This window comes from Arthrobacter sp. 05T420 (assembly GCF_056396305.1).
This window is the reverse complement of record NZ_JBFTLG010000015.1, coordinates 109,747-135,472: the sequence shown is the minus strand read 5'-3', so window position 1 is coordinate 135,472 and position 25,726 is coordinate 109,747. Positions and strand designations below refer to the sequence as shown.

The window sequence follows — 25,726 nt, the reverse complement described above, 5'->3', positions numbered from 1 at the left end:
CCCAGGCGTTGGCCAACCAGGCCACTAATTCAGCAGTCTCCAAGGGGGAATCTGCCGCGCGGGGTCAGCGCCAGCCGAGCTGCGGCGCCACATACTTCAGGACCGATTCGATGACGTGGGCGTTGTAGTCGACACCGAGCTGGTTCGGGACCGTGAGCAGTAGGGTGTCTGCCGTAGCGATCGCCTCGTCCTCGGCCAGCTTCGCGGCCAGTTCGTCCGGGGCACCCGCGTAGGACCGGCCAAAGACCGCGCGCGTTTTCTCGTCGATGTTGCCCACCTGGTCGGAGCTGTGGCGGTCGCGGCCGAAGTATTGCCAGTCGCGCTCGTCCGTCAGTGCGAAGATGCTGCGGCTGACCGAGACGCGCGGCTCCCGCTCGTGCCCCGCCTCCTTCCAGGCCTGCCGGTAGAGCTCGATCTGCTCGGCCTGCTGGACATGGAACGGCTTGCCGCTCTCGTCATCCTTGAGCGTGGAGCTCTGCAGGTTCATGCCAAGCTTCGCCGCCCAGATGGCCGTGGCGTTCGAGCCGGAACCCCACCAGATGCGCTCGCGCAGGCCCTCCGAGTGCGGCTCCACGCGCAGCAGGCCCGGAGGGTTCGGAAACATCGGTCGGGGGCTCGGCGCCGCGAAGCCCTCGCCAGTGAGCACCTCGAGCAGACGCTCGGTGTGTCTGCGGCCCATGTCGGCGTCCGACTCGCCATCGGCGGGTGCGAAGCCGAAGTGACGCCACCCGTCGATGACCTGCTCGGGTGAACCCCTACTGATGCCCAGCTGCAGCCGGCCGCCCGAGATCAGGTCGGCCGCGCCGGCGTCCTCCGCCATGTAGAGCGGGTTCTCGTAGCGCATGTCGATCACGCCGGTACCGATCTCGATGCGGCTTGTCCGTGCCCCGATCGCAGCGAGCAGCGGGAACGGGGAGGCGTATTGCTGCGCGAAGTGGTGGACGCGGAAGTAGGCGCCGTCCGCCCCCAATTCCTCGGCCGCGACCGCGAGGTCGATCGCCTGCAACAGCGCGTCCGACGCGTTGCGCGTGCCGGACTCCGGGTGGTCGGTCCAATGGCCGAAGGACAGGAATCCGATGTTTTTCACACCACAACCAACCTCTTGGCGGGGGTTCTTATTCCCGCGGGGCCTCAGCGTCGCGCCTCCTCCCGCGGCACGGGCGAGCCCGCCCGACAACAGGGTCGGGCATGGCACGGATTGCATGGCTGACGTGTATTGACATGATTCCCTCCATACCCTTGGATTGATGACCAAAATAGCTCATGGTTCCGCTTGGGGGGGTGGAACGACCGACGGATCAGCAGGCAGAGCGAGGAAAACCGTGCAGCAGTGTGATATTTCCGATGACGGCGTTCCGATCTGCCAACGGGTCTTAGATCCGAGCGATTCCCCTGAGACCCTTACGATCAACGAATTACTACTTGAGAGCCGCATGGGACTCGAGCGTGTTCACGCTTCGGATCTTGAGCGGGAGATGGCAGCGGGCGCCCTTGTTGTCGACACGCGGCCCGTCGATCAGCGAGACCGCGACGGTGATCTTCCGGGAGCGGTCGTTATTGACCGAAACGTTCTCGAGTGGCGGCTGGACCCTTCCAGCCCCCACCGGCTCCCGATCGCTGACGACCCCGCACGGCGGATCGTGGTGGTCTGCAATGAAGGCTACAGCTCCAGTCTCGCTGCACACACCCTGCGACGGCTGGGACTGACCCGTGCGACCGACCTTATCGGCGGTTTCCAAGCTTGGGCAGCGTTGCGCAAATAGTCCCTCTAAACAAGCTGCCGGCGTCGGGAGTCGGCAGGGCTAATGACCACCGTGCATCGCGCGGTAGTTCTTCGTCCTCAGGGTGGAGCAGAGCGCCGTTGGTGGTCTACCACGCGGAACCCGGTAGCGCGTCGGCTGATGCTCACCCGAAGCGCGCGCTGCTGCGGCTCATCCGGAGGGCTCGATCGCGCCGTACCGCCGGTCCTTCCTGGACCCGGCTTGGTGGCCGCGTCCTTGCTCCCACACGGAGGTCAGTGCCCGCAGTGGTTCGGCCAAGCCCTCGATGGCCCAGGCCGGGGCTTCGGCGAGTAGGGCATCTTCGAGGGCGAGCTGGGCGGGAATCACCTCGTCCACGAGCGCGGCGCCGGTGTCGGTGAGGACGAGCAGGGACGAGCGGCCGTCGGCCGGGTTGGCCGTCCGGCTCAGCAGTCCCCGAGCCTGGAGGGCGTTCAGCCGCATGGTGATCGCGGAGCGCGGGGCAAGCAGCGTCTGGGCCAGCGTCGTTGGGCTCAGAGGTTCGCCCGTACGGCGCAGCGCGGAAAGCACGTCCAGCTCGCCGCGGGTGAGCCCGTAGTCGGCGAGGAAGGCGTCGCTGGCTTCGAGGATGAGGCGGGAAGCGCGCAGCACGCGGTGGATCACCCCGAGGCTGGTGAAGCTCAGGTCCGGGCGCAGCCGTGCCCACTCACGCTGCATCCGGTCCACGACGTCGCCATGAGCGGGCAGGCCCTCTGCGTCCTGATCCATCCGGCTCCTCCGCGCCCCGTGGCCGTCGCCTCGGTCAACCACAATAGTAGTTCATAGGTGTAGTAACCTTGAAGTACTTCATTCCTGTACCATCTCGGAAGGTTAAAATGACGCAGGCCACCCCCACGCGGTCCTGGTGGGCGACCGTCTTCGACCTGGGCCCGCATGCCGGCGCCCATTGGACCGCCCTGCGCGCAAGCCTGGCGATCTTCGTGCCGCTGGTGGCTTGCTTGGCGTCCGGTCGCGGCGACCTGCTGCTGTATGCGGCGATTGGTGCCTTCACCGCCCTGTACGGCCGACACGAGCCGGCTCGGGTACGCCTAGCCATGCAGGCGCAGGCGGGCCTGGTGCTGGTGGTCGGCGTCGTCGTCGGCGCCCTAGTGGCGACCGTCCCGTTCCGGCTCTGGCTGCTCGTCCCGGTCGCGGCCGCCTGGGCCGGCGTCGCGGTAGTGCTAGCCGAGCTGGGCCGATGGCATCCGGCCGGAGCTCTCAACCCGGTCTTCGCCCTCACAGCCTCGGCCACGGTCCCGATCGCGCTGAGCACGGTGCCCGCAGCCGCCCTCGCTGCGGTTGGCGCGGCCGTCTTCGCGCTGCTGCTCGCCCTCCCGGGTCGCACCGCCCGCGACGGCGGCGACCCGGTGCGGTATCGGCTGTCGTGGCGCGCCCTACGCCCGTCCGACCCGGTGGGCCGCCACGCCGCCCGATATCTGCTCGGTATCGCCGCCGCCGGCCTCGCCGTCGCGACAAGCGGCATCGGCCACCCCTACTGGACCTTCGTCACGGCATCCGTCCCCATGTCGGCACCCGACCTGCACGCCCGCCTCACGCGCGCTGCCCAGCGGGTGATCGGCACCGCCGCCGGCCTCGGCGTCGCAGCCCTCGTCCTGGCCGCCCACCCCAGCAGCTATGCCGCGATCATCGTGATCGCCGTGCTCCAGGCGTGCACCGAGCTGACGACCGGGCGCAACTACAGCCTCGGCCTGGTCTTCTTCACCCCGATGGCCCTTCTGCTCGGCGATCTCATGCTGCCAGCCCCGATCGGAAACCTCCTGACTGAGCGCGCCCTCGAGACCGTCATTGGCCTCACCATCGCCCTAGCCGCCACTGTCATCACCCACGAAAGGCGCACTCCTACGAGCCGGACCCCACCGCGCGATCATCTGCTCGACCACGTGTAAAGGCGGCCACGTGGAGGCGAACCTGCCCTCAGCCGCGGGGCTCCTCGTCGCGTGGCGACTTCAGTAGAGGCTCGATCATCGGCAGATGAGTGCACTCACAACCCGAATAGGGACACCCAGTAAGAGGAATAAAAATTGTCCCCGGTTGTGGACAGCGGACAGGATCCGCGGGCGGTATGCGCTGCTGCTTCGGCGCCGTCGTGTCCTCCGTCAACATGGCATCGATCGCATAACGCTTCAAGCCGGGGCGACGACCTCACGGCAGTCTTCCGCGCCGGCGGGAGAGGATCCGACAATTCCTGCCGGACGGTTTCCCTGCCGCTCTGATACCGCTTTGCCAGCCCACGGATGGACAACCCTCAACGCGGGCGTCTCAGCGGATCTTGGCAAACGGCTCCATGCGCACCCTCATCCGGACATCCCAATGCAACACTGCCGGGGTGCGCATCAGCCCTATCCCTCTCCGGCGCTCCTGAAAGTCCCCCGGTTGCATCCGGGTCATACCTGAGCTGCCGGGCATACGCTGAGGTGATTGGGGCTTTACGAAAGGATGAACCAATGACCGGCAGCAGCGAAGACAGCTTCAACGGCTTTATAGTTCCGAACCCGTCAAAGTTCAGCGAGGACGTCCCGGGCGACATCGGCGACGAAGCGAACGAGATCCGCTTCAGCGAAGAGGAAGCCCTGATCGAGGAACAAGCCCACGGCATCTTTCCGGATACTTACAGCGTCCCCGGAATGCCCAATATATCCGAGGCGATCGGGAACATCGACCTGCCCCCGGAGGACCTCGGCGCAACACCAGACAGCGACGCCAGCGACGACCCCCTGCACGGCGGCGCCGAGCAGTAGCTCCTCCACCGCAGGCCATTTATACGACCCGGGCAGGCCTGAATGGCTGCTCGCGCTGGGAAGGCGCTAGGTGGCGTCAAATTAGGTGGGCTTCAATGGGATGCCTCGAATCCGCGGCGGTCGTCCATACTGCGGCGGTCGTCCTGGGGGAAGAGCCCGGCCAGGAGCCGATCGGATTCCGCCTGTGCCGCGACGTCGAAGGCTCCGCCTGTGATCAGCAACTCGTTAGCTCCGGAGGTCGCGAGCAGGTGCTGGACTTGGGTCCGCACCTCGGAGGCCGTGCCGTAGAGCGATGTGGACAGGCTCCTTTCGACCGCTTCCTTTTCCCGGAGAGTCAGCCCGGCCCACTCGGTCGGACCCACGGGTGCCAAGGCAGCGAATTCGCCGGTGGTCCTGGAGCGGGCAAGCGCGACGGCTTCGGGCAGAAGCAGTTCCCTCGCCGCCTGGCGGGTGGCGGCCACTGCTACGTTCGCGGAAACCAGGATGAAGGGCTGCTCGAACCAGCGTGATGGACGGAACTGTGAGCGGTACCTTTCCAGCGCCGGGAGTGTGCCGTTCTGATCCGTCCGGAACACGGCTGGACCGCCCAGCACCACAGCCAGGCCGGCACGGGCTGCAACATCGATTCCCGAACCGGTGGCCAGCACGAATACCGGTGTAGCCGAATCGTTCCGCGGCCGGGCAGTGATGGGCGCGGCCCCGGACAGGTAAGCAAGCAGTTGGGCCAGCTGGTCTTCAAACCGCTCCGCGTCCTGTTTCCCGGCGCGCAGCGCATTCCGGACTGCCGGGGTGAAACCGACAGACCGGCCAACGCCCAAGTCGATCCGCGCGGGATGCAGAGCCTCCAGTGTGGCCGCCTGTTCGGCCACCACGAGTGGTTGGTGGTTGGGAAGCATGATGCCTCCTGAACCGACCCGGATGGAGTGCGTCCGGGCAGCAACGGCGGCCATCAGCACGGCCGGAACGGAACCGGCGATGCCTGGCACCGCGTGGTGCTCTGCGACCCAGAAGCGGTGGTAACCCCATTCCTCGGCCCGCTGGGCCCGTTCCAGCACCCGGTTCAGGGCGTCCGCAGCAGGAAACCCGTCCCGGGCGTTGGCACGGTCGAGAATGGAAATCCGAGGAAGGGGAAGGGCCATACTGCTGGAACCACTCCGGGCGAGGAAGAATTCCGCTCCGGAACGCGGGTACGGAGTCCGGGACCGACACTGTCCAACTCAATGTGCGGACGGGAGCTCCGGAACAAGCAGGCCCCCCCTCCGACGTCACAACAGACAGACTGTAGATGGACAAGCAACTTGGTACCAAGGCCCATTCTGCTCCCCGCGTAGTGCTGGGCACCAGCAGCCCATGGAAGTCCCCTTCATGGACAAGCTAAGTGGTCCTTTATGACCCCGTGCCCTTTTGCAGGCCTGATGCCGCCGCTCGGTAGCGCCACCTCAAAGGGACCTAAGTCGCTCTATATGGCGGCGCTGTTCTTTGTCGTCCTGTTTGACGTGAACACTGACCAGGACACAGTTGCCGTCTGGCTTGTAGTAAACGCGGCCCATATCCTCGCTGCCAGCGATCCCGGTAGCAAGCTTGGAGACTTCTCGCCATCCGCGCATGCCTTCAAGATCCTTCCCCACGATCTGCCCCATATCAATCTGCACGAGTGCCCGGAGCACCGACGCGGGTGCGTCGATATTGGCCAATACTTCGACACTGTCGAGAACGAAGGAAAGCCGCGCAAACGCCGTGTCCAGGAACCCCGGAACGCCGCGGCGAGGCGCGACATGAGCGGCAGCAGCTCGACGGCGCTCTCGTTCCTGTCCCCCGAGTTCTTCGAGCCTCTCCTGAAGGCCGGCTAATGTGGCCTCCAAGGTCAGGATCCTTGAATCACTTCGCTCTGCTTCATTCCGAAAGTTTGCGAGACTGTTGTGGAGATCGGAGTTTTCGGCCAGAGCAAACTCGAGAAATTCTTCGGTCTCCGACTGCTTCGCTATGAAGGCCTTTGTGTCGGCTGTGTGCTCCGGGGCGCGGCCCAACTCAACAATCCGAATGTGCAGCGATTTTTGATGCTCCAGCGCCCGATCGAGATCTCCCGCCAGTTTGGACTCGCGGCCGGTCGCCTCCTCCAGCCTCTGGCGGAGGAGTGCAGCTTCGCTCTCTGACGCGTTGAGGCTGGCTCTGAGGTCGACCGTGAGTTCCAGCAGTTGCTCGACCTGAGCTGCGAGGTCCTCAATACGCGTTACTACCGGGGTTGGTGCAATATCAACAGTCAGGGCGGCCGACGTGGGCGAGAATACCGTCGAGACTCGGGACATGACATCGTCATGGGTTCCCTGCTCCCGGAGACGGGCGAACCAGTCATAGAACTTGCCGTCACTCGCCGGCCGGTGGCTGACATCCCATCGCTGTACGGAGACGCCTCCCGCTTCCAGTGCATCGACGACGGCGGCCGCAAGTCGCTCCGAGGCGTTGAAGACCAGGTAGTGACCAAAGCGATTAGTCTCAATGTCCCACTCACCGCGGAACCCTCTAAACTCCTGCTGCGCTGCCGCGTCATCGATTTTCGGCGCATACGGGACAGCAACGCCGGCGAAGAGGAACCGGTTACAGTCCTCGACCTCCCACGAGGCTCCAGAAATGTTGACCACGTTGTCTGCGAACACCGGGTAAACTGCTCCGGCGTAAACGATGCCGGCGTACCCGTCCGGGGTCAGCCGAACGGGCCGTCGAATGGATTCCTCGACAACGGACGCGCCATCCACTACGCGTACAACGACTTGCTGTGACGCCATCCTCAGGCCACCGAGGCGCACCTACAAGCAGGGTCGCCCCACTGACGCTTACAGACTGCACATGGCGTGTAGTAGAGATGTTCGATAAGTTGCTCTCCGGTGGCTTGGTCTGAATGCCTCGAAAAGGCCGAAGGGTTGTGCTGATACAACACGTCCCCGGGAACCAGCCGTGTGTCCTGCTGGTCTGCAACGTTGGCACGGGCTACGAGACCGTCATTTGGCACCCAGACGTCCATGTCGGCAACATCGACGGAGCCGAGGTCATTGCTTCCAGGGAGCCCGATGCCAAACTCCAAGTCGAAGTAAGATGCGCCAGCCTGGTCGCCGTGCTGCTTGGACATGGCACTGACAGACAAAATAAGGTCGTCATCAACCTCGACTTCGAGTTCGAGTCGCTCGACCAAGGGTGGTGCAGTCTTGTCCACATTAATGGTCACGATGCCAAGCGACGTTCGAGGATCACTTGCTTGAGGTTGTTCGGCAAGCTCGGAGGGCGCCACGATGGAGAACTTCGCTACACCGTCAGTCGGGTCCGTGCAGTACAGGTGGAATCGTTCCCGGCGCACCTCGCCATCAAGTGGCATCGCGGTTCCGGCCCGTAAGAGTGGAAGCCTCGACCCACGTGCCATTTCCAGCTCAATCTGCTTTGCCAGGACCAGCCGCTGCGAGTCATGGGCGATCCACGCCGCTCCTTGGGAAACAAGCGTTGCACTGTTCCCCGGGACGAGGACCCGCTCCGGCCCGAACAGTTCGTGCAACCGGCTGCGGATGCTGGGCATCGCAGCCATACCACCCGCGACCAGGCAAAGCGACACCTGGGCGGGAGCCATGCCGACACTTTCTAGCAGCGACTCAATTTCTCGAATGCCTGAGGTCACAAGTGGTCGGGTGATCCCATCCAGTTCCTGCCGGGACAGTGAATATTCTAGTGTAGTGCCGGAGACGGGGAAGTAGCTCGGCCTGTAGAACGTGACGCTGGCTCGCTCTGAGAGCTCGATCTTGTTCCGTTCGGCGTCTTGCAGCAGGCGTAGTCGTGCGTCTCGGGTCGGCTGGTCCGATGCTGAGATACCCTGCTGAACGGAGAACTTAGCGACTACCTCGTCGCGGATGACTTCATCAAACTTGTCGCCGCCCACGTTGTCCGTCCCACCGTTGCGGAGTTGAAGGATGCGACCGGGTTCGATTCGGCACAGTGTGAGGTCGAGTGTTCCGCCACCCCAGTCAACAACAAGTACATTCCGTCGCATGAGTCCCCGGATCTCACCTTCAGGGTCCGAGGCGCCGCGCAGGTGGCCGTACAGCGCGGCGAGCGGTTCGTGAACGAACTGAGCCACGGACATTCCTTCCCGGGCGAACGCCTCACGGAGGGCCGCGCGTCTCGGGCCGTTCATATTCACAGGGATAGTGACTACTGCGCGATCCAGCTCTCCCAAGACTTGACGTTGGCGGCTTTGGCGCGACTCAGTCCGGACATGTCGAATCACGTCCGCAACGATGTCGACAGGGCTGCGGTCGACACCACCGACGCTGACGGCCTCCTGCCCTAAGAGGAACTTCGGCGAACGCACCGTGTTGCCGTAGACCCCAAGCCCGACTTCCTCTAACGCATGGCGCGCTTCTCTGCCAACGATAACGTCCTCGCCCTCGTAACGGACAACGGAAGGATGGGGGCGGCCCTCCTCATCAAAGACGTCGATAACGCGATCACCGACCACCACAGATACCAAGCTGTTGGTGGTTCCGAAGTCAAAACCTACAGTCACTGCACCCCTCCATCAAGATCTTTGAGGCGCGTGACCTCACCGGTAATTGCGCTCAAAGCCCGGTCAACGAACTCCTCCGCCACACCTGTGCTTCCATTGCGTAGCGCGTGAAGTCCGTCGCTGAGAAGCTCGACCTGGGTTGTTAGTCGCCGGATAACCTGCGTCCGGAGTGCTTCGTAGTCATCGACATGGTGGCTCTTGTCCACTACACGGCTGCTTTGCTCTGCGGAGAGTCGTTGGGACAGATGATTGACGTCTGCGACCAATTCAGCCATGCGTTTTCTCGCATCCTCCAGCTCAGCCGATTGCTTTTTACTGAAAGCTTCGGCCTCTATGGCCCAGAGTTCTTGCGTCCGAATCCGAGCAAGTGCGTTGTCTGTCTCTCGCTTCGATTCACGTAGACGAACTTCAAAGTGCCGCGACAGCTGGCTAAACGCGTCGGTATTTCTGGCAGCTACGAGCATTGCAGCTGCTTTGGAGGTGCTCTGCACAGGTTCCGCGTTCCAGAACAGTGCGGTCATATCCTCAATAAACTGATCTGCCGTTCTGTGTCCATGGAGAACGTGGAAAAGCTCAACTGCCGTGACCGCGTTCCATCGCAGCCGCTCCCGCGTCGCTTCACTGAATTCGGACGGCATTTTAAATCCGAGTGCATCGAACGTGAGTGCCTTAACCGCCTCGTTCACTTCATGGGCAGTAAGAAAGTCTTGGGCCTGCGGCTCAACCAGCCGTTCCATTCGCCTCCTAAAGAGCTTGTGGCTCCCGAAAGCCACCAAAACCAGGTCCAGGATGTGACGACGGACACGCGGCTCCGCACCAAGCTCCGCCACGGCGCTTAGTAAACTGAGCGGCACCGCAAGGAACGGATCGTCAGCGGCCAATCGCTGAACAGTGTCAATCTCAGCTTGCTTGGCGTTGGGTTGCAGGGAAAGCTCCTGCAAGTCCCGGCGCACAAGGTTCAGTTTGCGGCCCTCTTCCCCGTACGCGAACTCAATTAAACCGAGGACAGTCTTGGGCCGCTCCTTTTTCTTGCTGCTGCCCTGGTTACGCGTCTGCGCCCCGGTCTTCTCCCCACCGCCCTGGGTACGCGACTGCGCCCCGGTCTTCTCCCCACCGCCCTGGGTACGCGACTGCGCCCCGGTCTTCTCCCCACCGCCCTGGGTACGCGACTGCGCCCCGGTCTTCTCCCCACCGCCCTGACTACGCGACTGCGCCCCGGTGGCCATGGAGTCCTGGTTCGCGGTCGAGTCAGGGGCCTCCTCGGGCAGAGCCCCTTCGGATGCGGTGTTTGTAGTCACTATTTTGAAACTCCTTGAAATTGAACTCGTTCTCGAAAGCCTGCGTACCAGCCCTCGGTGAGACGACTGTGGCGAAGGTGTTCTGCATAGTGCTTGGCTGAGGCGATGTCGCCTGCAGCATATGCATGCTCTGCAGCGATTATGTGCAGCTTGAAAGCGTCGTTTGGTCGCTGTGCACCTATGTTGGCCGTCAGGTCAGCAATATCGCCTACTGCGGTGCCGTCAAGCGGCAGAGCGCTCCACCCCAGGACTTGTTCGATCACTGAGTCGCTGAGCGCCGTGTCCAAGCTTGTATGCGACGACTGTGACAGATCGCCGGGCATCCAAATTTCCCCCTTTACAAGCGCCTGAAAGCGGAGCGAAACTTCGGCGACGCGTTGACTCTTAGTCTTGGTCATGGCGCGTTCAAACTGGTTGTAGTGGAAGGCAACTATGCCGCAAATAGCCTCAGCTGGCGGACGATCAAAACTTCCCAGGAGTCCCACAGCCTGGTCGTATTTGCCCTGATAACCACCGCCATCATGCGATTCGTCGCGGACTCCTAACGCGGTGACACCTTCGCGGGCCAAGACGCCGTATAAATAATTCGCCAGGCCGGAAAGATACCTGCCGGACGTCGGGTATCGTTTCGAGCGCATAATAAAGTCGTCGATGGCGCGAACACTCAACTCACCTCCGTCGATCAACCGTGCCAAGGCAGCATCCACGCCATTGAGATCGTCCTCATCAGCGAGGGTGAACTCGAATTGGAAGGACTGAACCACGTCTCGGTTCGCTAGCGTCACATCGACAACGCCACTTCGCGTCGACGACAAAACCTTGGCAGCGCTGGCAACGGATGTACGAGCGCCGTTTAGGGTGATCGTTTCAGCGCTGCGAATCGCCCAATCTTCAGCCGCAGTCTCGCCGGTAATGGTCAGGCGGCTCCTGCCACATTCCCGTCCCTTCAACACCAAAACGGGCCGCTGTATGCGATGTCCCTCAAAGGTATGCACCCGCAGGTCAGGTTCGGTGGAGAATTCCACACCACATGTCAGGCAGGGAAACAGGTCCGGCAACACACTAACGAGATGGCCAGTTCCTTCTCCTGTCGGCTCATGAAACTCCATGTATCCGGTATGCCAAAAACCCATGCGTCCCCCTACCTGTCGCCGACCGCGACCGCGATGGATCCGGCTGGCAGTTTCTTAGGCATGGCGGGCACAAGACTGCAGCCGATGGCATTTATCGAATCAACGAGACCCGAGGTGCGCCATGGCACACGGCATCCTTGCTCGGCGACGAACCCACCCACGCTTTTCCCTTCCGACGAACCCCCAACGTCGACCAGCCATGGCTGGGCAAGCCGTTTTGATATTCCGCGATCATATCGCTGTTGTGAACCGCACAGCCGACGCCACGCTTCGAGTACCTGCCGGTGAAACAGAGCGTCATCATTGGCTGCCGATGCTGTCTCTCCGTGCATGTAAGTGGCAGGTTCGGCGCCTTTAACGAGGAGCAGATGAAGCCACCCCGGCCCCCTCGGTCAATGAGATTCTTTGCAGGGGTCGAGGAGCGAGGCAACGGTGGACTTGGCCATCCTGCTCAGGTGTCTTCCTAGGCTGGCGCCTCTTCCTCGTATCGCAGCTCCAGGGTGAGTTGATCGGCAGCGGCGAACTCGCGTACTCGGAGTTGAACGGTCCGCTTGCGTATGACGTCTTCCGACTTTGAGGAGGCAAGTGTCCCGAATGGGTCTTGAACGGCTCTCACGAAGGGTGGGGCGTTTTCGAGATCCGCGCGAAGATTGCCGACGAGGTAGAGCCAGAAGTGACTTCTTAGTTCGCCCCCGGCCGTCTTCCACTCATTCCAACTCATGGCTTGAACTTGCGCGTCAACTCCGGACGACTTCAGTTCAATCATTCGATCGATTGAACCACCCTTAATGGTCAGGACGTCGAAGCCGGGGTAGAGCTCGCTGATGCCCAGCTCAGCGAGCTGGTCAAACACTTGCTCGACCACGGTGGACTGTTCGATAGCGGCTACGATCATCTCCGGCGAGCTGACGTCGACAATTAGCACGTCCGCATTCTCAGAGGGCGTCTCTCCTGGGAGTACGACGGTCTTCTGCCCGACGAATCGTCGCTCCTCAAATGCGAAGGTTACACGCATGCCAAGTCGGTCAAGTTCATTCAGGTCGGTGCCGGCGGCTGCCCTTGGCGCGCCATAAGAATCACCCGCTTGGTCACCATGTCCGTCACCTGCGGCTCCAGGTTGACCGTTGCTTCCTGTGGTCTCGTGTTGGGGACCTGATCCCTCGATGCGGATGACTTCTCCGTCTATCAGGAGGTCCTCATAGCGGTGCAGCGGGATACGCGGAGCGGCACGGGTCGCAGCGGGAGGGGTCCGGTCTGCGTGCCCGGTGGCCGCTTCTGTTGACTCGCCGTCTGTCGTGTCGAGCTCGTTGCCTTCTGTGCGGTTTGCCAGTTGTTCGGCCTGATAAGCGTCACCTCCGAGATCGGCAAGGTCTTGCTGCACCTCCTCCAACTTCTCCGCGGCGCCGGCCAGATCGAGAAGTTGCTGTCGCTGCGCGGGGTTCGCGTTGATGAACGACAAGAAGGTCTCGACAGTGTTGACCTCCAAGGTCTCTGCGAGTGCCATAGCCAAGGTATGAGCGTCCTCCGCTATCGGCGGCCATGCAGGGCCGGCCCACACGGCGAAGCCTTGGAATCCCGAGTCCTCGGAGCGCCGCACATGGTACGTCCGCTGCGGAATCTGACCGAGGTTCTGCCCGCGGAATGAACAGCTCAGACTGAGCGACTCCACGGGTTCCAACTTCTCAGCGAATTCAGTCAAGGCCCGTTGGTCGGCCCTACTCCGGTCAGCTCGATCGGCACTGAGGCGGGCGAGTAGCGGTGGGATCAGGTCTCGGAGTCCTTGGTGGAAACTGCCGAGGCCGGATGCTTCAAGAGCAGTCTCGCCCGGCATCGCCGACCACTCCAACGCGCTCTCAAGGAGTGGGGTTCCGAAGAGCTCGCGGAGCGGACGAAGTGCTCCCGGCTCGGCCTCAAGAACGAACAACGGCACCTTGTCCTGCACACCGCTCCGTTCTCGGCTGCCTGACACCGACGCGTACACGACGTCTCGGGCGGCGAGGAACTCGCACCCGCTCGCCGTGCGCGCGGCGAGCGGGGTGCCACTGAGTGGCACCCCTTTGTTCACCGTGCTGCCGACCAGGAGTTCGAACATCTGGCGGTAGATCGGCCGCAGTTCCGAGCGCAGTGCCTGGTCGGTGATACCCGACGGGTAGATGTGCGAGATGCGTACGCAGAGATCGTGTGCATCCTCGACAGTGAACGCGGCCGGAGTGAGCTCGCCGCGGACTTGTAGTTCGTCGAGGCAAGCGCGGAGTGTCGACGTCGGCACCCCCGTCGGTTGTTTGAGGACAGGAAGGTAGTCGTCGGCGTCGCGCCCACTGCGGCCCAGACGACGAACGAGCTCCTCGGATCGACGCCAACTTTGGTTTGGACGCCGCGGGCCATGGCTCGTGGGGCAAATCGCGTGGTGACGAAGTCGGTAGAGCCATAGATCTGGGCCAGCATTGACGAGTTCTTCCGACGTTGCTCGCGGTGGAGCCGTGCGCGACGACGGCCATTTGCCGGCTCCGACGAATGCCAACTGGGCTTGGGTGTGGCGGGCGTAGGTGTTCCAGTTGCGAACGAGGTGGTCGAGCAGTTTCTCGGCCACGTCGTTGTCCCTGCGGAGGGCGACCCTGGCGATCTCATCGAGCCGATCAAGATTGTGAACCTGGTAGAGATAGTGATCCGTCTGCTCCCACCGTGGATCGGACGAGAGTGCCCCGACGAGATCCGCTTGGTATTCGGACCAGACCTTGTCCAGGCCTGAGAATGCCCAACCACCAGGGAGACCTAGACCCTTCGTGTTTGTCCACCCGGTCCCGGTGTCGTCAACGTCGTGAAAGTGGATCAGTCTCAAACCGCGGCTGACTCCGAGCCAAGCGAAAAAGTTGCGCCACCGATCATCGACGGTCGTCTCAAGTGCTTCGTCGGTGTCGTCATCGAGGTCGACTTCTCCCTCGTCGGGATCGATTGCCGCTGGACTCGCGTCGTCTTCCTCGTTGACCCCGATGGTGGACGAGAACTCGGCGAACACGTCGGGCGATGCAAGGAATCGGACTTGCATGACCTCGCCCGCAGCGGCCATCGCTTCAACGATCGCCTCGACCGAGTCATCTCCAACCCAGTCGCTTCCGAAGTAGACCTGATGGGCCGGTGCCCAGGTCAGCTCGCCGGTGGCATCGGCTCGACACGGAACGTCAAGGCGGCTGAGATTGAAGAACGCTCGGTCCGAACCCAGTCGGCCCATGGGGAGGGGCTGGTCGGGTTTGGTGGTTTTTCCGGCCAACCGACAGATCGTGGCGAGTGCTTCGATGGTGCGGTTTGACTCCCGCAACTCGGCATCGGCCGCGGCGGTGCGCGTGAGACCTGGGAGGACTGCGGCGCGCATGACCTCCTCGAAGCGGAACTCTTTGATGTCGAAGAGCGCGTCCCAGGCCTTCATCTGGCGCTCCAGCACCGACCTCTGTTCGGTCCTGCCGAGGGTGCCCCAGCAGACCGCATGTGCGAGGAACTGCAACTTACGAAGGGGAAGTTTCTCTGCGGAAGAGCGCGGCGGGTAAAACGCACTTTCACTTTCCAGGGTTATCCGCCTGACGGTGCCATCGTCGTTCTCGCCGACAGGGAAGACCGGTTCCAGCCGGGCGCTTTTCTCCAAGGCCTGTCGATCCGCCGCGCCAGATCGTTCCCAGAGGAGCGCGCAGAGATCAAGTACAGGGTCAACCCGATAACGAGAGTCGGGGCCTGGTCTTAACGCTGCCTTCCCTGTGTCGAGGTTGTGCGCGAGGGCGCGTAGTGAGTCAATCGGGCTGAGTGCCACTGACCCGTAGGCCGCACACACCCTGGCAAGCGATCCTTCACAGAACTCGGGATCAGGGAATTGTCTGCCGTTCACAACGCAGTCCGCCTTGAGCAGGTCAGCGAAGTCGGACCCCGCCGCGTCGAGAACGGGCGATGGAAAAACCGCCTCATTGAGGGCGAGTTCATTCGGTCCTGATGGCAGGAAGCGGGCACCTGTCATTGCGCTAGCAATGGCCTCGGCGAGGAGCCCGCCGGCCGACCCGGCGTCGCTTTCGTCTCGATCCAGAACTCGCAGGACGTAACGTGGGCCACCCTCGGCAAGGAGGTGAGGCATGAGCGTCTGCACGAATGTCTCGGCTGCGCGGCGTACGAGATACCCGTTGTAGTTCGACGCGGTGTGCGTAACTTTAACGCGCTGGCGGGAAAGATCGGTCGTGAAGGCGCCGTTGACCAGTAGCGAGCAGGATAAAGGCTCCTGTGTAGGCAGGAAGACGTGAAACCGGCGGTCTTCCGTCTTGATCTGGGGGTCCTCGGCATCCCGGACTGCGACTGACACCTCGGTGACGTCCACGCCTTCCCATGCGGGCCCGGTCAAGCCATCGCGGTGGTCGCCGATTCGCACGTTGCCGTCGTGAGCGACCCAGTAGCGGTCACCCGCACCTTCCCGGTTGACCAAGTCGACTCTAAAGAGGCCCGACTCCGTCAGGCCGGCGCACTGCTCGACGCCAGCGGAGGTCACTCGGTGCCTCTCCAAGAGCCACTGACGGTCTGACTTCTCGCTGGAGGTCGCAACCTCAATGACCACTTCTTCAAGGTGCTTGAGAAAGAGCACGCTGGTCATCGGAAGGTTCAATAATTGATGCGCGAGTGCTGCCTTCTGTTCGGAGCTGACGCGTTCGTGGAACGGGAATCGAAAGGCGCTGTGATAGCCGGCTGCACGGAGCTCGTCCCAAGTTTTGTGCACCTCGGCGATCGCCCACGGGAACCGCATCGCCGGCACCCCGCGGACCTTGCCGCGGTCATACTCCTTCCAGAGCAGAGACACCTGCGCTTCCGCTTGCTCCCGTCCCAGTCGGAAACTCACCGTCTCTGAGTAGGCCTCGGGGCTGTCAGTGATTTCGAGGACCGACTTGAAGCCCAACCCCTTATGACCGATGCTGGCACGCTTAGGACCGTCTGACTGGGCCTTGGAACTGGCTCCAAGGCCGCACAGTCCCCGAATATCGGCCTCGGTGAAGGGGCGCCCCGTGTTGGCAACCCACAGCTCCTCATCGGTGAGTCGAAACAAGGCCCTGTCCTCGGTCCTCGCAACGCCCACCAGTGCGTCATCCGCATTTTGAAGGAGTTCGTACACGAGACGCCCGCGATAGTCATGGGCGACTTGCGCCTCTTGGCTGACGTCCTCCTGGAGCCGGCCCTGTGACTCACGGTACACAGCGAGGTTCTCACGGCAAATGCGCTCCAAAATGTCATCGGGCGGGGTCGTCGTCGCAGTCACGTACGCAATTCCACCACATGGTTCCGACAAGGGTGGGTGGACCGTGCGCGGATCTGCGATTCGGCACCTGTGTCGATACCCCTACCCCGGTTGACCGTGGATTGGACCAGCCGCCAGGCACCGCGCCTGTTCCAGGAGCCGGATGCGCTTGTTAGCCTCCCGCAGCTTCGCAGCGTCATCGGACACCGCTCCGGACTTCACCCCGTCTTCTTTTTCGGCGATCTTCATCCACCTGTGCAGGGCAACCGGTGAGGCGTCGAAGTACTTGGTGATCTGGGTCATGAGCGCTTCGCCCTTGCGGGCAACCGCGACGGCATCGCGGCGGAGCCCTTCGGGGAAGGCATGGTGAACATCCTTTCACCCGCAAGGATCAAATCCCCACAGGTCAAAGTGTCAATCAAACCTTCAGCAGTCCCGCGACGTCCCGGGGAATGGACGACCGCGTACCGCACGGGCCCGTCCAGCCAGCAGTGGATGCCGGCGTACTCCTCGACGAAAAACCAAGAACAGCAACATGACCACGATGTAAGGCAGCGGGACGTACGGGGTCACCGCGAAAATGAGACGCCCTAGGGCTTCGCGAGCAGCGGCCCTACTTCTGCCGGTTAGTCGTGAACGAGTGAGCTCTTGATGGCGGTAGTTGAGATGTGGAGCAGCTCGAGCGCATTACATATCCAAGCAGCGATCCCGGCGCCCTATGTACTTCGTTACCTTCCAACGAGCCTGACCGGGCCTCGCCCTACCAGTTTTACTCCCCACCTCGTGTCGCCCAGAGACCGTTGATGCACTGTGAAATGCTGAAACTGCGAAATAAGGGGGATCACTTGCAAGACTCTATGGCCGATGCTGATGGCATGGAATGGGCTGAGCACTTGGTGCAAGCACGGGTTCCGAACATCACTCCGCAAGGCGGAACCTGGGACGAAGTGGACGGCCCTGCGCTACTAGCAGCAGCCAGCTCTTTGCAGCTCATTGCGGCCAACGTGCATTTCCTAACCCGACTCCAGAGGTTGGCAGCGGCAGCAGCACGCCTTCCTGCCCGGCCCCAAGCCCGGCGCCTCTCCTCCTCGACAGTAAAGAAGCTGTTGGCGGATCCCTTCGTTTCCGGGGCCGACGTTCGTCGGCAAGAAGATGCCTATGAAGGGATCTACGTTACCGAGGTGCCTTACACCGGCGGCGCACGGCGCGTTCTGGAAGGGATCTCGGAAGGAGGAGGCGCCCGCACCGCCTCGTCGTTGTTGGCAGGAGTGATCGGTTCCGCTGAGGATACGTTCCCTGCCGGATATGTCGTACGCGTCAAAGCGCTTGCGGCGTGCCTGCTGGACCTCAGTGACAGCGTCACCAGCAACGCAGGGCTTGAGCGCGGTTTCGTGAACCTGCATCGGGACCAGTCGGTGTCTGTTCCAAGCGCCGAGCGACTTGCTGATCTGTCCGCTTACGTCCAGTTCCATTCAACGCGGCTCTGGGCTGGCCTGCCGGATTACGTGCGGGAGTACCTAGAAGACAAACTCGTTCAAAACGGAGCCGAAATTCCTGATTGGCGCCAGGGCGATTTCATCGACGACGGGATCATCCTCAAGCCGCTGATCAGGTCCGGATCCGTACTCACGCTGGCATCTCCCGGACACTTGCTGGCGTGCCTCCGTCACCACATCATCCGCGAAAGCTACGAGTGGGGATGCTCTGCTGCCCTGGCTGACGCTCTGCGTGACGTCACCGCACACGAGGCCCGCAAGCTTCTTCAGTCAATACCGGACGAACCGCTGGAGTTCACCGAGTCCGGAGACGGGTACCTCCGCAGCATCACGGCGTTCGACCAGGACAAGACACTTGACGTCATTTGCCTGGTGGATGACCTGACCGACTACAACCCTTCGGCAATTTTTCAGCCCTGGCGGGCACCTGAGCTTTCTGAACGCATTCACGAAATATTCTCAGCATCCGACACACTGCCGGAAAAGACGCTTCGGATCGTTGCCCATCAAGGGGTCGGCAGGGACATGGCGTTCGGGATCCCGAACACGGAAAGCTCTACGCCTACCCTGTTCCTTTCAATCGATGATCTGGAAACAATCCTCCAATCTCCGGGCACCGATACGACGACCCTCTGGTACTTCGCCCTTGCCCGAGAACGCCTTGAACGGGACGTGCGGGTCTTGGCGTTTTCTGCTGTCGACGTATTTTCCTTCTACCGGGATCACCACGACAGCTTTTACATGGGCGACGAATCCCGGCCTACCATGATCAGTTTTGAAGTGGGCTACGGACAACAGCTGAGGGTTGACAACTACCGGAGAATCGACCGCCATTGGGTAGTCGACCCCACAGCGAGGGTCCTGTCAGAGGCGTACGCCATTCATGGCCGCGATTCAGCACCGATCTACCTGGTCCTTGGGCGTTCGGAGGCATCAACTATCGTCGAAGCTGGCGACAGCACTCTATGGGTACGTCTGGGGAAGGACCCCGGTGGAACCGCGACATCTTCGTATGATCTCGGACAGGCGGTGGCCTACTGGTTTTGGCAACTGATGACAGTGCACCCTTTGTTGCTGACACCCAATGATGACAACAGCATTCTCGAAGTCGACCTCACCACGCGTCCATCCGGGACGGGATCGCCCGCCGGCCGCGAAGACGAACGGCGGTGGATTTCGGCGCAGATGACCGAGTCCGGGCGTATAACGCTGAGCTTCAGCGCTCCTCCCCCGCCTGCGGTCGACGATCCGCCCAACTACCTCGACCGTGATCTGGTATCGACACTGCTTGATACTTTGGCTTCGGACGAGCCTGCAAGTCCAGTTATGAACGTCCTGCTGGATCGGGTGGCTCCTCCCGGCCACAAGCAGATGATTCATGTCTACGATGGCGGGAACCTAGTAGCCGAATATCCCGGCAACCTCCCCGAGGCACGCCGGCTCCAGCCTGCTCCTGTCGCCAAAGTTTTGGACGCCCTGGGCGACTTTCTTACAGAGCAGCAAGGCCTCTTGCCGGGCCCGGTCGGCAAAGATCAACGGACTAGCTTCCTCAACGACCAGGTCACCCGGTGGCTGATGGATCAGCTCCACGAAACAGTCAGCGCCCTGAGCAGGCAGGGGGTCCTGGAAAAGCTGATCACCCTGGACGAGGCCCTTAGCTCCGAAACCGCACGGGAGCCTGCGCAACTGCGTGCGCGCTTGGCGTGCTTCGGAGCAAGCGACAACCAGGTTCTGAAGCTTCAAGACCAACAAACTAAAGCCGTCGCCTCATCGTTGGCGAGCCGTTTCCTCATTGAATACGTCACAGCGGTAGGGCCCACAGGAAGCCTTCCGCTCACCAACGAGACGTACGACCACATGCTCGCCCTCGGGAGCGAGATCATCAACAAGGGCATGCTGTCCGACGCCATCCGGCACAACATTTCCGACGCCGAGGTGTCGATACTTGGCTCCGGACGACTGGGCATCTCACGGGACGAAGACAAGTACCACCGCGCACTCACCCAATTTGGCGACACCCGGGCACAGCTGACGTTTGAGGCTGCCCTCGCCACTCACCTAAAAGATGTAGACGATGAGGACCTCTACTCCCTGCCGGATGCGGATGCCCTGGCTGAGCTTGAATTCGGTTTCTCCTTCACGGATCTGGCAGAAGCCTGCGGCCAAATCATCTCCCTTGGAGACAATGACGGCTTCAAAGACGTTTTCACGGTCAACCGGGCAGACATCCGAGAGAAACTTACGACAGATGTCGGATGGGACAAGGTCAAGATCGAGGCGCTTCTCAATGCCCTCACATTGAGCTCCAGGGCCTCCACAGCAGCGGAATACTGGAAATCCGGCCCTTCCGTTTTCCCATGGCGCTTCAACCGTGACCTGTCCTACCTTAGGCGGCCCCTGCTACAAACCGGCCCCCACGATGCAACGCGAATAACCGCTGGCCGGCGCCGGTTGTGGCAAACAGCTTCATTCTGGCTGGAACAGTTCAACACAGGCAGGTTGCAAGCCAAGACGAAACCTATGAAGGCCGCCTTGAACAAGATTCGAAGCGCCAAAGGCGACTCCTTCGAACTAGCCGTCGCAAACGGCCTCAAGGCAGCTGGATTGACTGGGGTGAGGTGTCGTCTTAGCCGTATAGGCCGTCATGACTTCAGGAACATTGACGGAGTCAATCTGGGCGACATCGATGCCATCGGGGTCGACGAACGCAACCGGCGCATCTACGTCGTCGAGGCCAAGGACTTTGAAGTCGCTAGGACCCCTGCCGAGCTGGCCAACGAGATCGACAACCTGCTCACGTCCGACAAGGCGGCAGTGAAACGACTTGCACTCAGAGCGGACTGGGTTCGGAGACATGTTGCTCCCACACTAAATGAACTCCGCATCGACGCGCACAGGGGAAGTTGGACCGTCCTTCCCCTCGTGGTGGTGGATGAGCGGCTGCTCTCCGCCCGGATGTCCACGTCTGAAACTCCTATAATTAGCATCTCCGAGCTGGAGGACTACGTGCGGGCCGCGAACGCCAAGAGTACGCGCCGCAGAAGGTGATACTTGGGATGGGAGGCCTTCCTCGTAGGGGCGAAAAAAGGCCGCGCGTTGAAGGACCAATCGGAATGGCTGCCCAGTAAGGGCACAGGAACAAGACGCGCCCAAGCCCGAAGAATATGGATGCACGGTGTAGTTGGCAGAACTCTCAATAGGCGCAACGAAACTTCCAAATACGAAGCGGTTCTTCCACTTAGGTCCACGTCTCACACGATCGACGGTGTCCCTGTCTTCGCAGCCCGTGACTCCCAAGACGCTGTCTCAGTAGTCGTACGCGAAACGGTGGGGCTTGTCCGGTTCCTCCCGGCCCTGGGGCCGGACCACGCGGCTTCCACCCCCGGGCGGCTCAACATGTACCGGCGGGGCCTTCTGCCTTTCAGGATCGCGGCGCCGGACTCGGCTCTCGTCACCGTGGTGCCGGTACCACATGCAGATCGCCGTCCGATAGGACCCTGGCATCTGCGGGGAGCATGAGGAAGCCCTTGCCTCGGCGCGGCACCGGAAGCCGGGCAGAATGGCCGAAGTTGTCGCCTTCTTCCCGGGAGAAGGCCGGCTGCCTGCGCGCCGTGCGAAGTCCCCGCATGAGCGAACCCTGGGCGTATGGCTTCAAGGGCAGCGGATCGGCTACCGCGCGGAAACACTGTAATTGCGCAAGTAGAAGCAACTGAACGAGCTCCTGCCTGCGTGGCGGGAAGGCCGGGGTCACAGAGATGCTCGAAGACGCTCAGCAATCAAGGACAGATAAACGGCCTCCAATCAATGACCAGTTCAGCTTGAAACGTCAGCTTACCGACGCGAGGTAGCGCTCTACGACGTCGTCCTTGGGCTGCCGGGCTGGAGGAGTGTGTGCCAGTTCAGCCACTGGTTCCGGGGCTGCGTTTACCGATGACGACTTCCCAGATGGGTATGAGGTGCGGTCGCTTGCGGTGCAGGATTTTGCTGGCGGTTGTTGGACCGACGCCCCAGCGGGGTGCGTCGGCGGCGCGGAGGATGTACCACGGGTCGTAGGCGGGAGAGCCTTGGCCGAAGGTCGCCTGGGCTTTCTCCGGGGTCAGGTCGCTCATCTTGATGTCCGCGGGGATGCCGGTCAGGAGCTTGGCGACCTCGTCGGTGACTTCGGGACTCAGCAGCCCCGTCTTGTCGTCCTTCCCCACGTAGTAGCGGCGTAAGAGCTTCGCGGTCTAAGTGACGTATTCTTCGGACAGAATGTATGGAAGATCCAATGCGGGCCCCCTATGGCCTCAATGTGCGGATGATCTGACGGTGTCTTGAACTCTAGTTGAGCTGGTCGAGCCGTTCCCAGAAGGCCCGGCGCAGTTCCCGGCGGATGCCCTGATAGTCGGTTTTCTGCTCCCCGATCCGCTGAGCGCAGTCCTTTAGGAGGACGCGGTCGATTTCCTGCGGCAGGAAGGGCCGGTCGGCGACCAGTTCACGCAAGAGGCCCTGGGTGGTGTTGTTGTACCAGGACTCAGCGACGGCGTATCCAACCTCGCACGCAGCGCCCACGGCGGACTCCTCGTGTGCGCCGCCAGCGCCGCCCGTAGCGGAGCTATAAACCAGGTCAGCGGTTTCGTAGCGCTGGACCCGGTACACGGGTGCCGGGAGGCCCGGGCGGGGCGTAGCGGAAGGCTTCGGGCGGACGGCACCACCGTGCTCAGCCAAGACGGTGGCCGCGATCGCCGCGGCAGGCGACCCTGGCTGCAGAACCTGCGCGGGCGCCACGACCGGGACAGACGAAGTGACCGGCGCCAACGGAGCCGCCTTCACCTGCTTCGTAAAGCACTTCTCCACCAATTCCACCGGCAAAGTGATGATGCTGTCCACCCGCAATGCCAAGTGCTCCGCGACCGAGGTCACCCCGAGGCGGTGACTTGTGTTCTGCAGACCCACCAGGACGACCTTCACGCCAAAGTCCTGCGCGGCTTCGACAGCTTCGGCCAGGTCATCATCCCCGGAGAGGAGGAAAACGGTGCTGACGGCCCTATTGCGGGCGACGCCGACGAGGTCCAGGCCCAGTTTCAGGTCCACGCCCTTCTGGGTCCCATCGACCGACATGCGTCCCAGGCGTACCTTCACTCCGGAGATCATGCCGATGCGTTTGTGCTGGTCCGTGAACAGGGCGTCACGGGATGCGTCGTACCAGTAAGTGCGGAGGGTGGGGAGGCCGCTGAATTCTTCGGTGCACTTGAGGATGCCTTCGATTAGGGGTTCGAAGTTGACGTTGGTAGCCGACCGGAGGGAGGTGCCTGCGGTTTGCATGCCCCCGACGGCGAGGAGAAATCCGGCGTCGATAAAGATTGCTTGCTGGTCCATGCGTGGAGGCCTTGTCTACGGGGTGTGGTGTTCAGGTGGTGGTGCGTGGCGGGCCACTGACAGTCGGGCGGCCTGCAGAAAAGGCCCTGCACCCCCAAGGATGCAGGGCCTTCCCGCCTATGCATAGATGGTCTTTTCGACCTTCCACTGCATCAGTCGCGGGTAGACCCAGAATGTGTAGATGCCCAGCGTGATGATGCTCAGGAGCAACCACTTAATCCACAGCCCGAAGATGCCCCAACCGGTGCCGATGAACTGAAGCTGCCGGCCATGGAGATACGTGTTCTTGGCCCGCCACCGTTCGACCAGGACGACGGCGAACGGGTAGCAGATCCCAATTGTGCAGATCGTAATCAGGACGCCAAGGATCTGGGTGCCGAACCAGGAAGCGGCCCCACCGCGGAACTGGTATATCTGCACCCCGGGCACGGTTCCGGCGCCGGCGGCCACCATGGTTCCGGTGCCCGCTGCGGGCACCCGCCCATAAGCCGACACATGCTCATTACTCATACTCAAGAATTCCCCCAATAGACAATGCGAAAGTGAACAGTTGAACTGTAAGGCTTGCTAAGGAACCGGACACCACGGACACGGCTCCCCCGCACTACCCAGGGATCTGGATCCGCGCGGCTTCCTGCATGAGCGGGGTGGAGATCATTACGGTCGAAGCACCGGGCGCGATGTCGAAAGCGATGAATCCTCGAGTCTTGTCACCCGGCAGAACGTCGCCGGAACCAAGCTGGTTGTCCGCGAAGAGGTTCAGATCGGCTTTGCGCCCATTGGCGTCCTTGGCCGAGAAGTAGAACGGGTTGGAGCTGGTCTTACCTGCCTCTGTTTCCCAGAGGACGTCCAACAGCAAGTAGCTGCCGTTCTTCGCCGCGGTGGCGAATGCCGTCGTGGTTACAGCGTCCGTTCGCACGGCTGAGACGATCGTGATCTTCGCGACGTCGCCGTTGCCCATCTTGACGCTGAACGGTGTCCCGACGACGGGTCCGGCAGCAACCGTTGGTGCCGGCGCCGGAGCGGGCACTGCCGGAGCGGCAGTAGCAGCCGGAGCGGCTGCAACAGCCGCAGCTGACGACGGCGCCGCCGCGGAGCTAACGTCACTGGCGTGCTTGGTCCCGCCAGAGCAAGAGCCCAAGGCGATGCCCAGCACCAGGACACCGGCGGGGATGAGGAAGCGCTTCTTCTTGAAGAATGGTCGCGGGTGAGGCGCTTCAATCGCAGGGGTCAAGGGCTGATCGGAGATCTGGGGTGTCATGTGGTGCCTTTCTACAGGTGAATTAATGGTGTGAGTGCGTGGGGCTGCTACTGCTTTTCCCACATGCCGCATCGGCTGGACTTGAAGTCCTGGCCGCCGGACAGGGCAACGGAGGGCCGGCCCCCGCCGGGGAGATCGTTGTCGATGATGTTGCTGCCGTTGCTCCCGGTGGCGTAGATGCCCCAGTAGCAGGAGGAGCCCACGTCGGCCGCCGCCCGGTACGTTCCCGGTTCGATGTCCGTACCGACGGTCCAGGTGCCGTCATCGATGGTGTTGGCCGCCTTCGTCTTCTCGGCGCCGGTTACCGCCTCTTCGCGCTTCTTGACGTCGGCTTCGGCAGTCTTCACAGAGCCTTCGGCCTTTCCGACCTCGGTCTCGCGGGCAGTAACCTTGGCTTCCCGGGCCGCCATGCCGTTCTCCAACGTGTCGTACCTTGATTTCATTGACTCGTAGCTGGACTTGGCCGAGTCACGCTCGGACTCCACGGACGCCTTCTCCCCCGCCAGCGCCGCATAAGCGTCGCTGGACTTCGGGTCCGGCAGCGTTGTGCCGACGGCGGTCGCACCGGCCAGCAGGGTTAGGACGGCCACGGCAGCGAAGATCCGCCGCTTCCGTCCCGGTTTTGCCTTCTCCGTGGCCGGCTTCGCCTCCTCCGGTACGTCTTTGGTCTGCGTTCCCGCCGGCTCGTTGGTCTCGGTGTTCAACATCGTGTCTTCCTCTGTTCAGGGATGGCTGCTGAGCGGCGGCGGGATACCAGTCCCCCAATGCGTGGTTCCCCGCCGCCGTCGCAGCTCCGGAGGATTCCTTCGTAGCTGCAGAACGAAGGTATGGCGGTCCGGC

At 62.2% G+C, this 25,726-nt stretch carries 17 protein-coding genes and 1 pseudogene; 4 read left to right on the top strand and 14 right to left on the bottom strand.

Annotation, left to right across the window (positions count from 1 at the left end; all coding sequences use genetic code 11):
- Positions 1–64: 64 nt before the first annotated feature.
- A complete protein-coding gene (locus AC1DEM_RS15545; protein WP_476885199.1) occupies positions 65–1,087 on the bottom strand; it encodes an LLM class flavin-dependent oxidoreductase in 1,023 nt (340 codons plus the stop codon).
- 160 nt (positions 1,088–1,247) lie between these two features.
- On the opposite strand from AC1DEM_RS15545, the gene AC1DEM_RS15540 reads away from it, so the two are divergent.
- Positions 1,248–1,763, top strand: coding sequence for a rhodanese-like domain-containing protein (locus AC1DEM_RS15540; protein WP_476885198.1), 516 nt, complete (start codon positions 1,248–1,250; stop codon positions 1,761–1,763).
- Between the two features lie 168 nt (positions 1,764–1,931).
- Here the strand turns inward: AC1DEM_RS15540 and AC1DEM_RS15535 are convergent, their stop codons facing one another.
- Positions 1,932–2,507 (bottom strand): MarR family winged helix-turn-helix transcriptional regulator, encoded by a 576-nt coding sequence (locus tag AC1DEM_RS15535; protein WP_476885197.1) that lies wholly within the window; start codon positions 2,505–2,507, stop codon positions 1,932–1,934.
- 107 nt (positions 2,508–2,614) lie between these two features.
- Between AC1DEM_RS15535 and AC1DEM_RS15530 the strand changes: the two genes are divergently transcribed.
- Positions 2,615–3,685: an FUSC family protein gene (locus AC1DEM_RS15530; protein WP_476885196.1), complete on the top strand. Its 1,071-nt coding sequence runs from the start codon at positions 2,615–2,617 to the stop codon at positions 3,683–3,685.
- Positions 3,686–4,243: 558 nt separating this feature from the next.
- A complete protein-coding gene (locus AC1DEM_RS15525; protein WP_476885195.1) occupies positions 4,244–4,537 on the top strand; it encodes a hypothetical protein in 294 nt (97 codons plus the stop codon).
- Positions 4,538–4,629: 92 nt separating this feature from the next.
- Here the strand turns inward: AC1DEM_RS15525 and AC1DEM_RS15520 are convergent, their stop codons facing one another.
- From AC1DEM_RS15520 to AC1DEM_RS15490, 7 genes and pseudogenes are all read right to left on the bottom strand, one after another.
- Complete coding sequence (locus AC1DEM_RS15520; protein ID WP_476885194.1) at positions 4,630–5,676, bottom strand: MsnO8 family LLM class oxidoreductase; 1,047 nt, start codon at positions 5,674–5,676, stop codon at positions 4,630–4,632.
- 300 nt (positions 5,677–5,976) lie between these two features.
- Entirely contained in the window at positions 5,977–7,320 is a 1,344-nt protein-coding gene (locus tag AC1DEM_RS15515; RefSeq protein WP_476885193.1) for a hypothetical protein, read from the bottom strand.
- 2 nt (positions 7,321–7,322) lie between these two features.
- Entirely contained in the window at positions 7,323–9,083 is a 1,761-nt protein-coding gene (locus tag AC1DEM_RS15510) for an Hsp70 family protein (protein ID WP_476885192.1), read from the bottom strand.
- Entirely contained in the window at positions 9,080–10,381 is a 1,302-nt protein-coding gene (locus AC1DEM_RS15505) for a hypothetical protein (RefSeq protein WP_476885191.1), read from the bottom strand. The genes AC1DEM_RS15510 and AC1DEM_RS15505 overlap by 4 nt, the downstream gene beginning before the upstream one ends.
- A complete protein-coding gene (locus AC1DEM_RS15500; RefSeq protein WP_476885190.1) occupies positions 10,381–11,514 on the bottom strand; it encodes a hypothetical protein in 1,134 nt (377 codons plus the stop codon). The genes AC1DEM_RS15505 and AC1DEM_RS15500 overlap by 1 nt, the downstream gene beginning before the upstream one ends.
- A 463-nt stretch (positions 11,515–11,977) precedes the next feature.
- Positions 11,978–16,792, bottom strand: a complete 4,815-nt coding sequence (locus tag AC1DEM_RS15495) for a sacsin N-terminal ATP-binding-like domain-containing protein (protein ID WP_476885189.1) — start codon at positions 16,790–16,792, stop codon at positions 11,978–11,980.
- Positions 16,793–16,918: 126 nt separating this feature from the next.
- A pseudogene (locus AC1DEM_RS15490) lies at positions 16,919–17,131 on the bottom strand (transposase); the annotation flags it as partial.
- Positions 17,132–17,628: 497 nt separating this feature from the next.
- Here AC1DEM_RS15490 and AC1DEM_RS15485 point away from each other — a divergent pair.
- A complete protein-coding gene (locus AC1DEM_RS15485) occupies positions 17,629–21,315 on the top strand; it encodes a hypothetical protein (RefSeq protein WP_476885188.1) in 3,687 nt (1,228 codons plus the stop codon).
- A gap of 851 nt (positions 21,316–22,166) precedes the next feature.
- Here the strand turns inward: AC1DEM_RS15485 and AC1DEM_RS15480 are convergent.
- The 5 genes from AC1DEM_RS15480 to AC1DEM_RS15460 all read right to left on the bottom strand — a co-directional run bounded on the left by AC1DEM_RS15480 (position 22,167) and on the right by AC1DEM_RS15460 (position 25,593).
- Positions 22,167–22,466 (bottom strand): DUF6308 family protein, encoded by a 300-nt coding sequence (locus AC1DEM_RS15480; RefSeq protein WP_476885187.1) that lies wholly within the window; start codon positions 22,464–22,466, stop codon positions 22,167–22,169.
- Positions 22,467–22,587: 121 nt separating this feature from the next.
- Positions 22,588–23,625, bottom strand: a complete 1,038-nt coding sequence (locus tag AC1DEM_RS15475; protein WP_476885186.1) for an NYN domain-containing protein — start codon at positions 23,623–23,625, stop codon at positions 22,588–22,590.
- A gap of 117 nt (positions 23,626–23,742) precedes the next feature.
- Positions 23,743–24,135, bottom strand: a complete 393-nt coding sequence (locus tag AC1DEM_RS15470) for a DUF898 family protein (protein WP_476885185.1) — start codon at positions 24,133–24,135, stop codon at positions 23,743–23,745.
- Between the two features lie 94 nt (positions 24,136–24,229).
- Positions 24,230–24,886 (bottom strand): DUF4352 domain-containing protein, encoded by a 657-nt coding sequence (locus AC1DEM_RS15465; protein ID WP_476885184.1) that lies wholly within the window; start codon positions 24,884–24,886, stop codon positions 24,230–24,232.
- 47 nt (positions 24,887–24,933) lie between these two features.
- Positions 24,934–25,593, bottom strand: coding sequence for a hypothetical protein (locus tag AC1DEM_RS15460; RefSeq protein WP_476885183.1), 660 nt, complete (start codon positions 25,591–25,593; stop codon positions 24,934–24,936).
- Positions 25,594–25,726 lie beyond the last annotated feature (133 nt).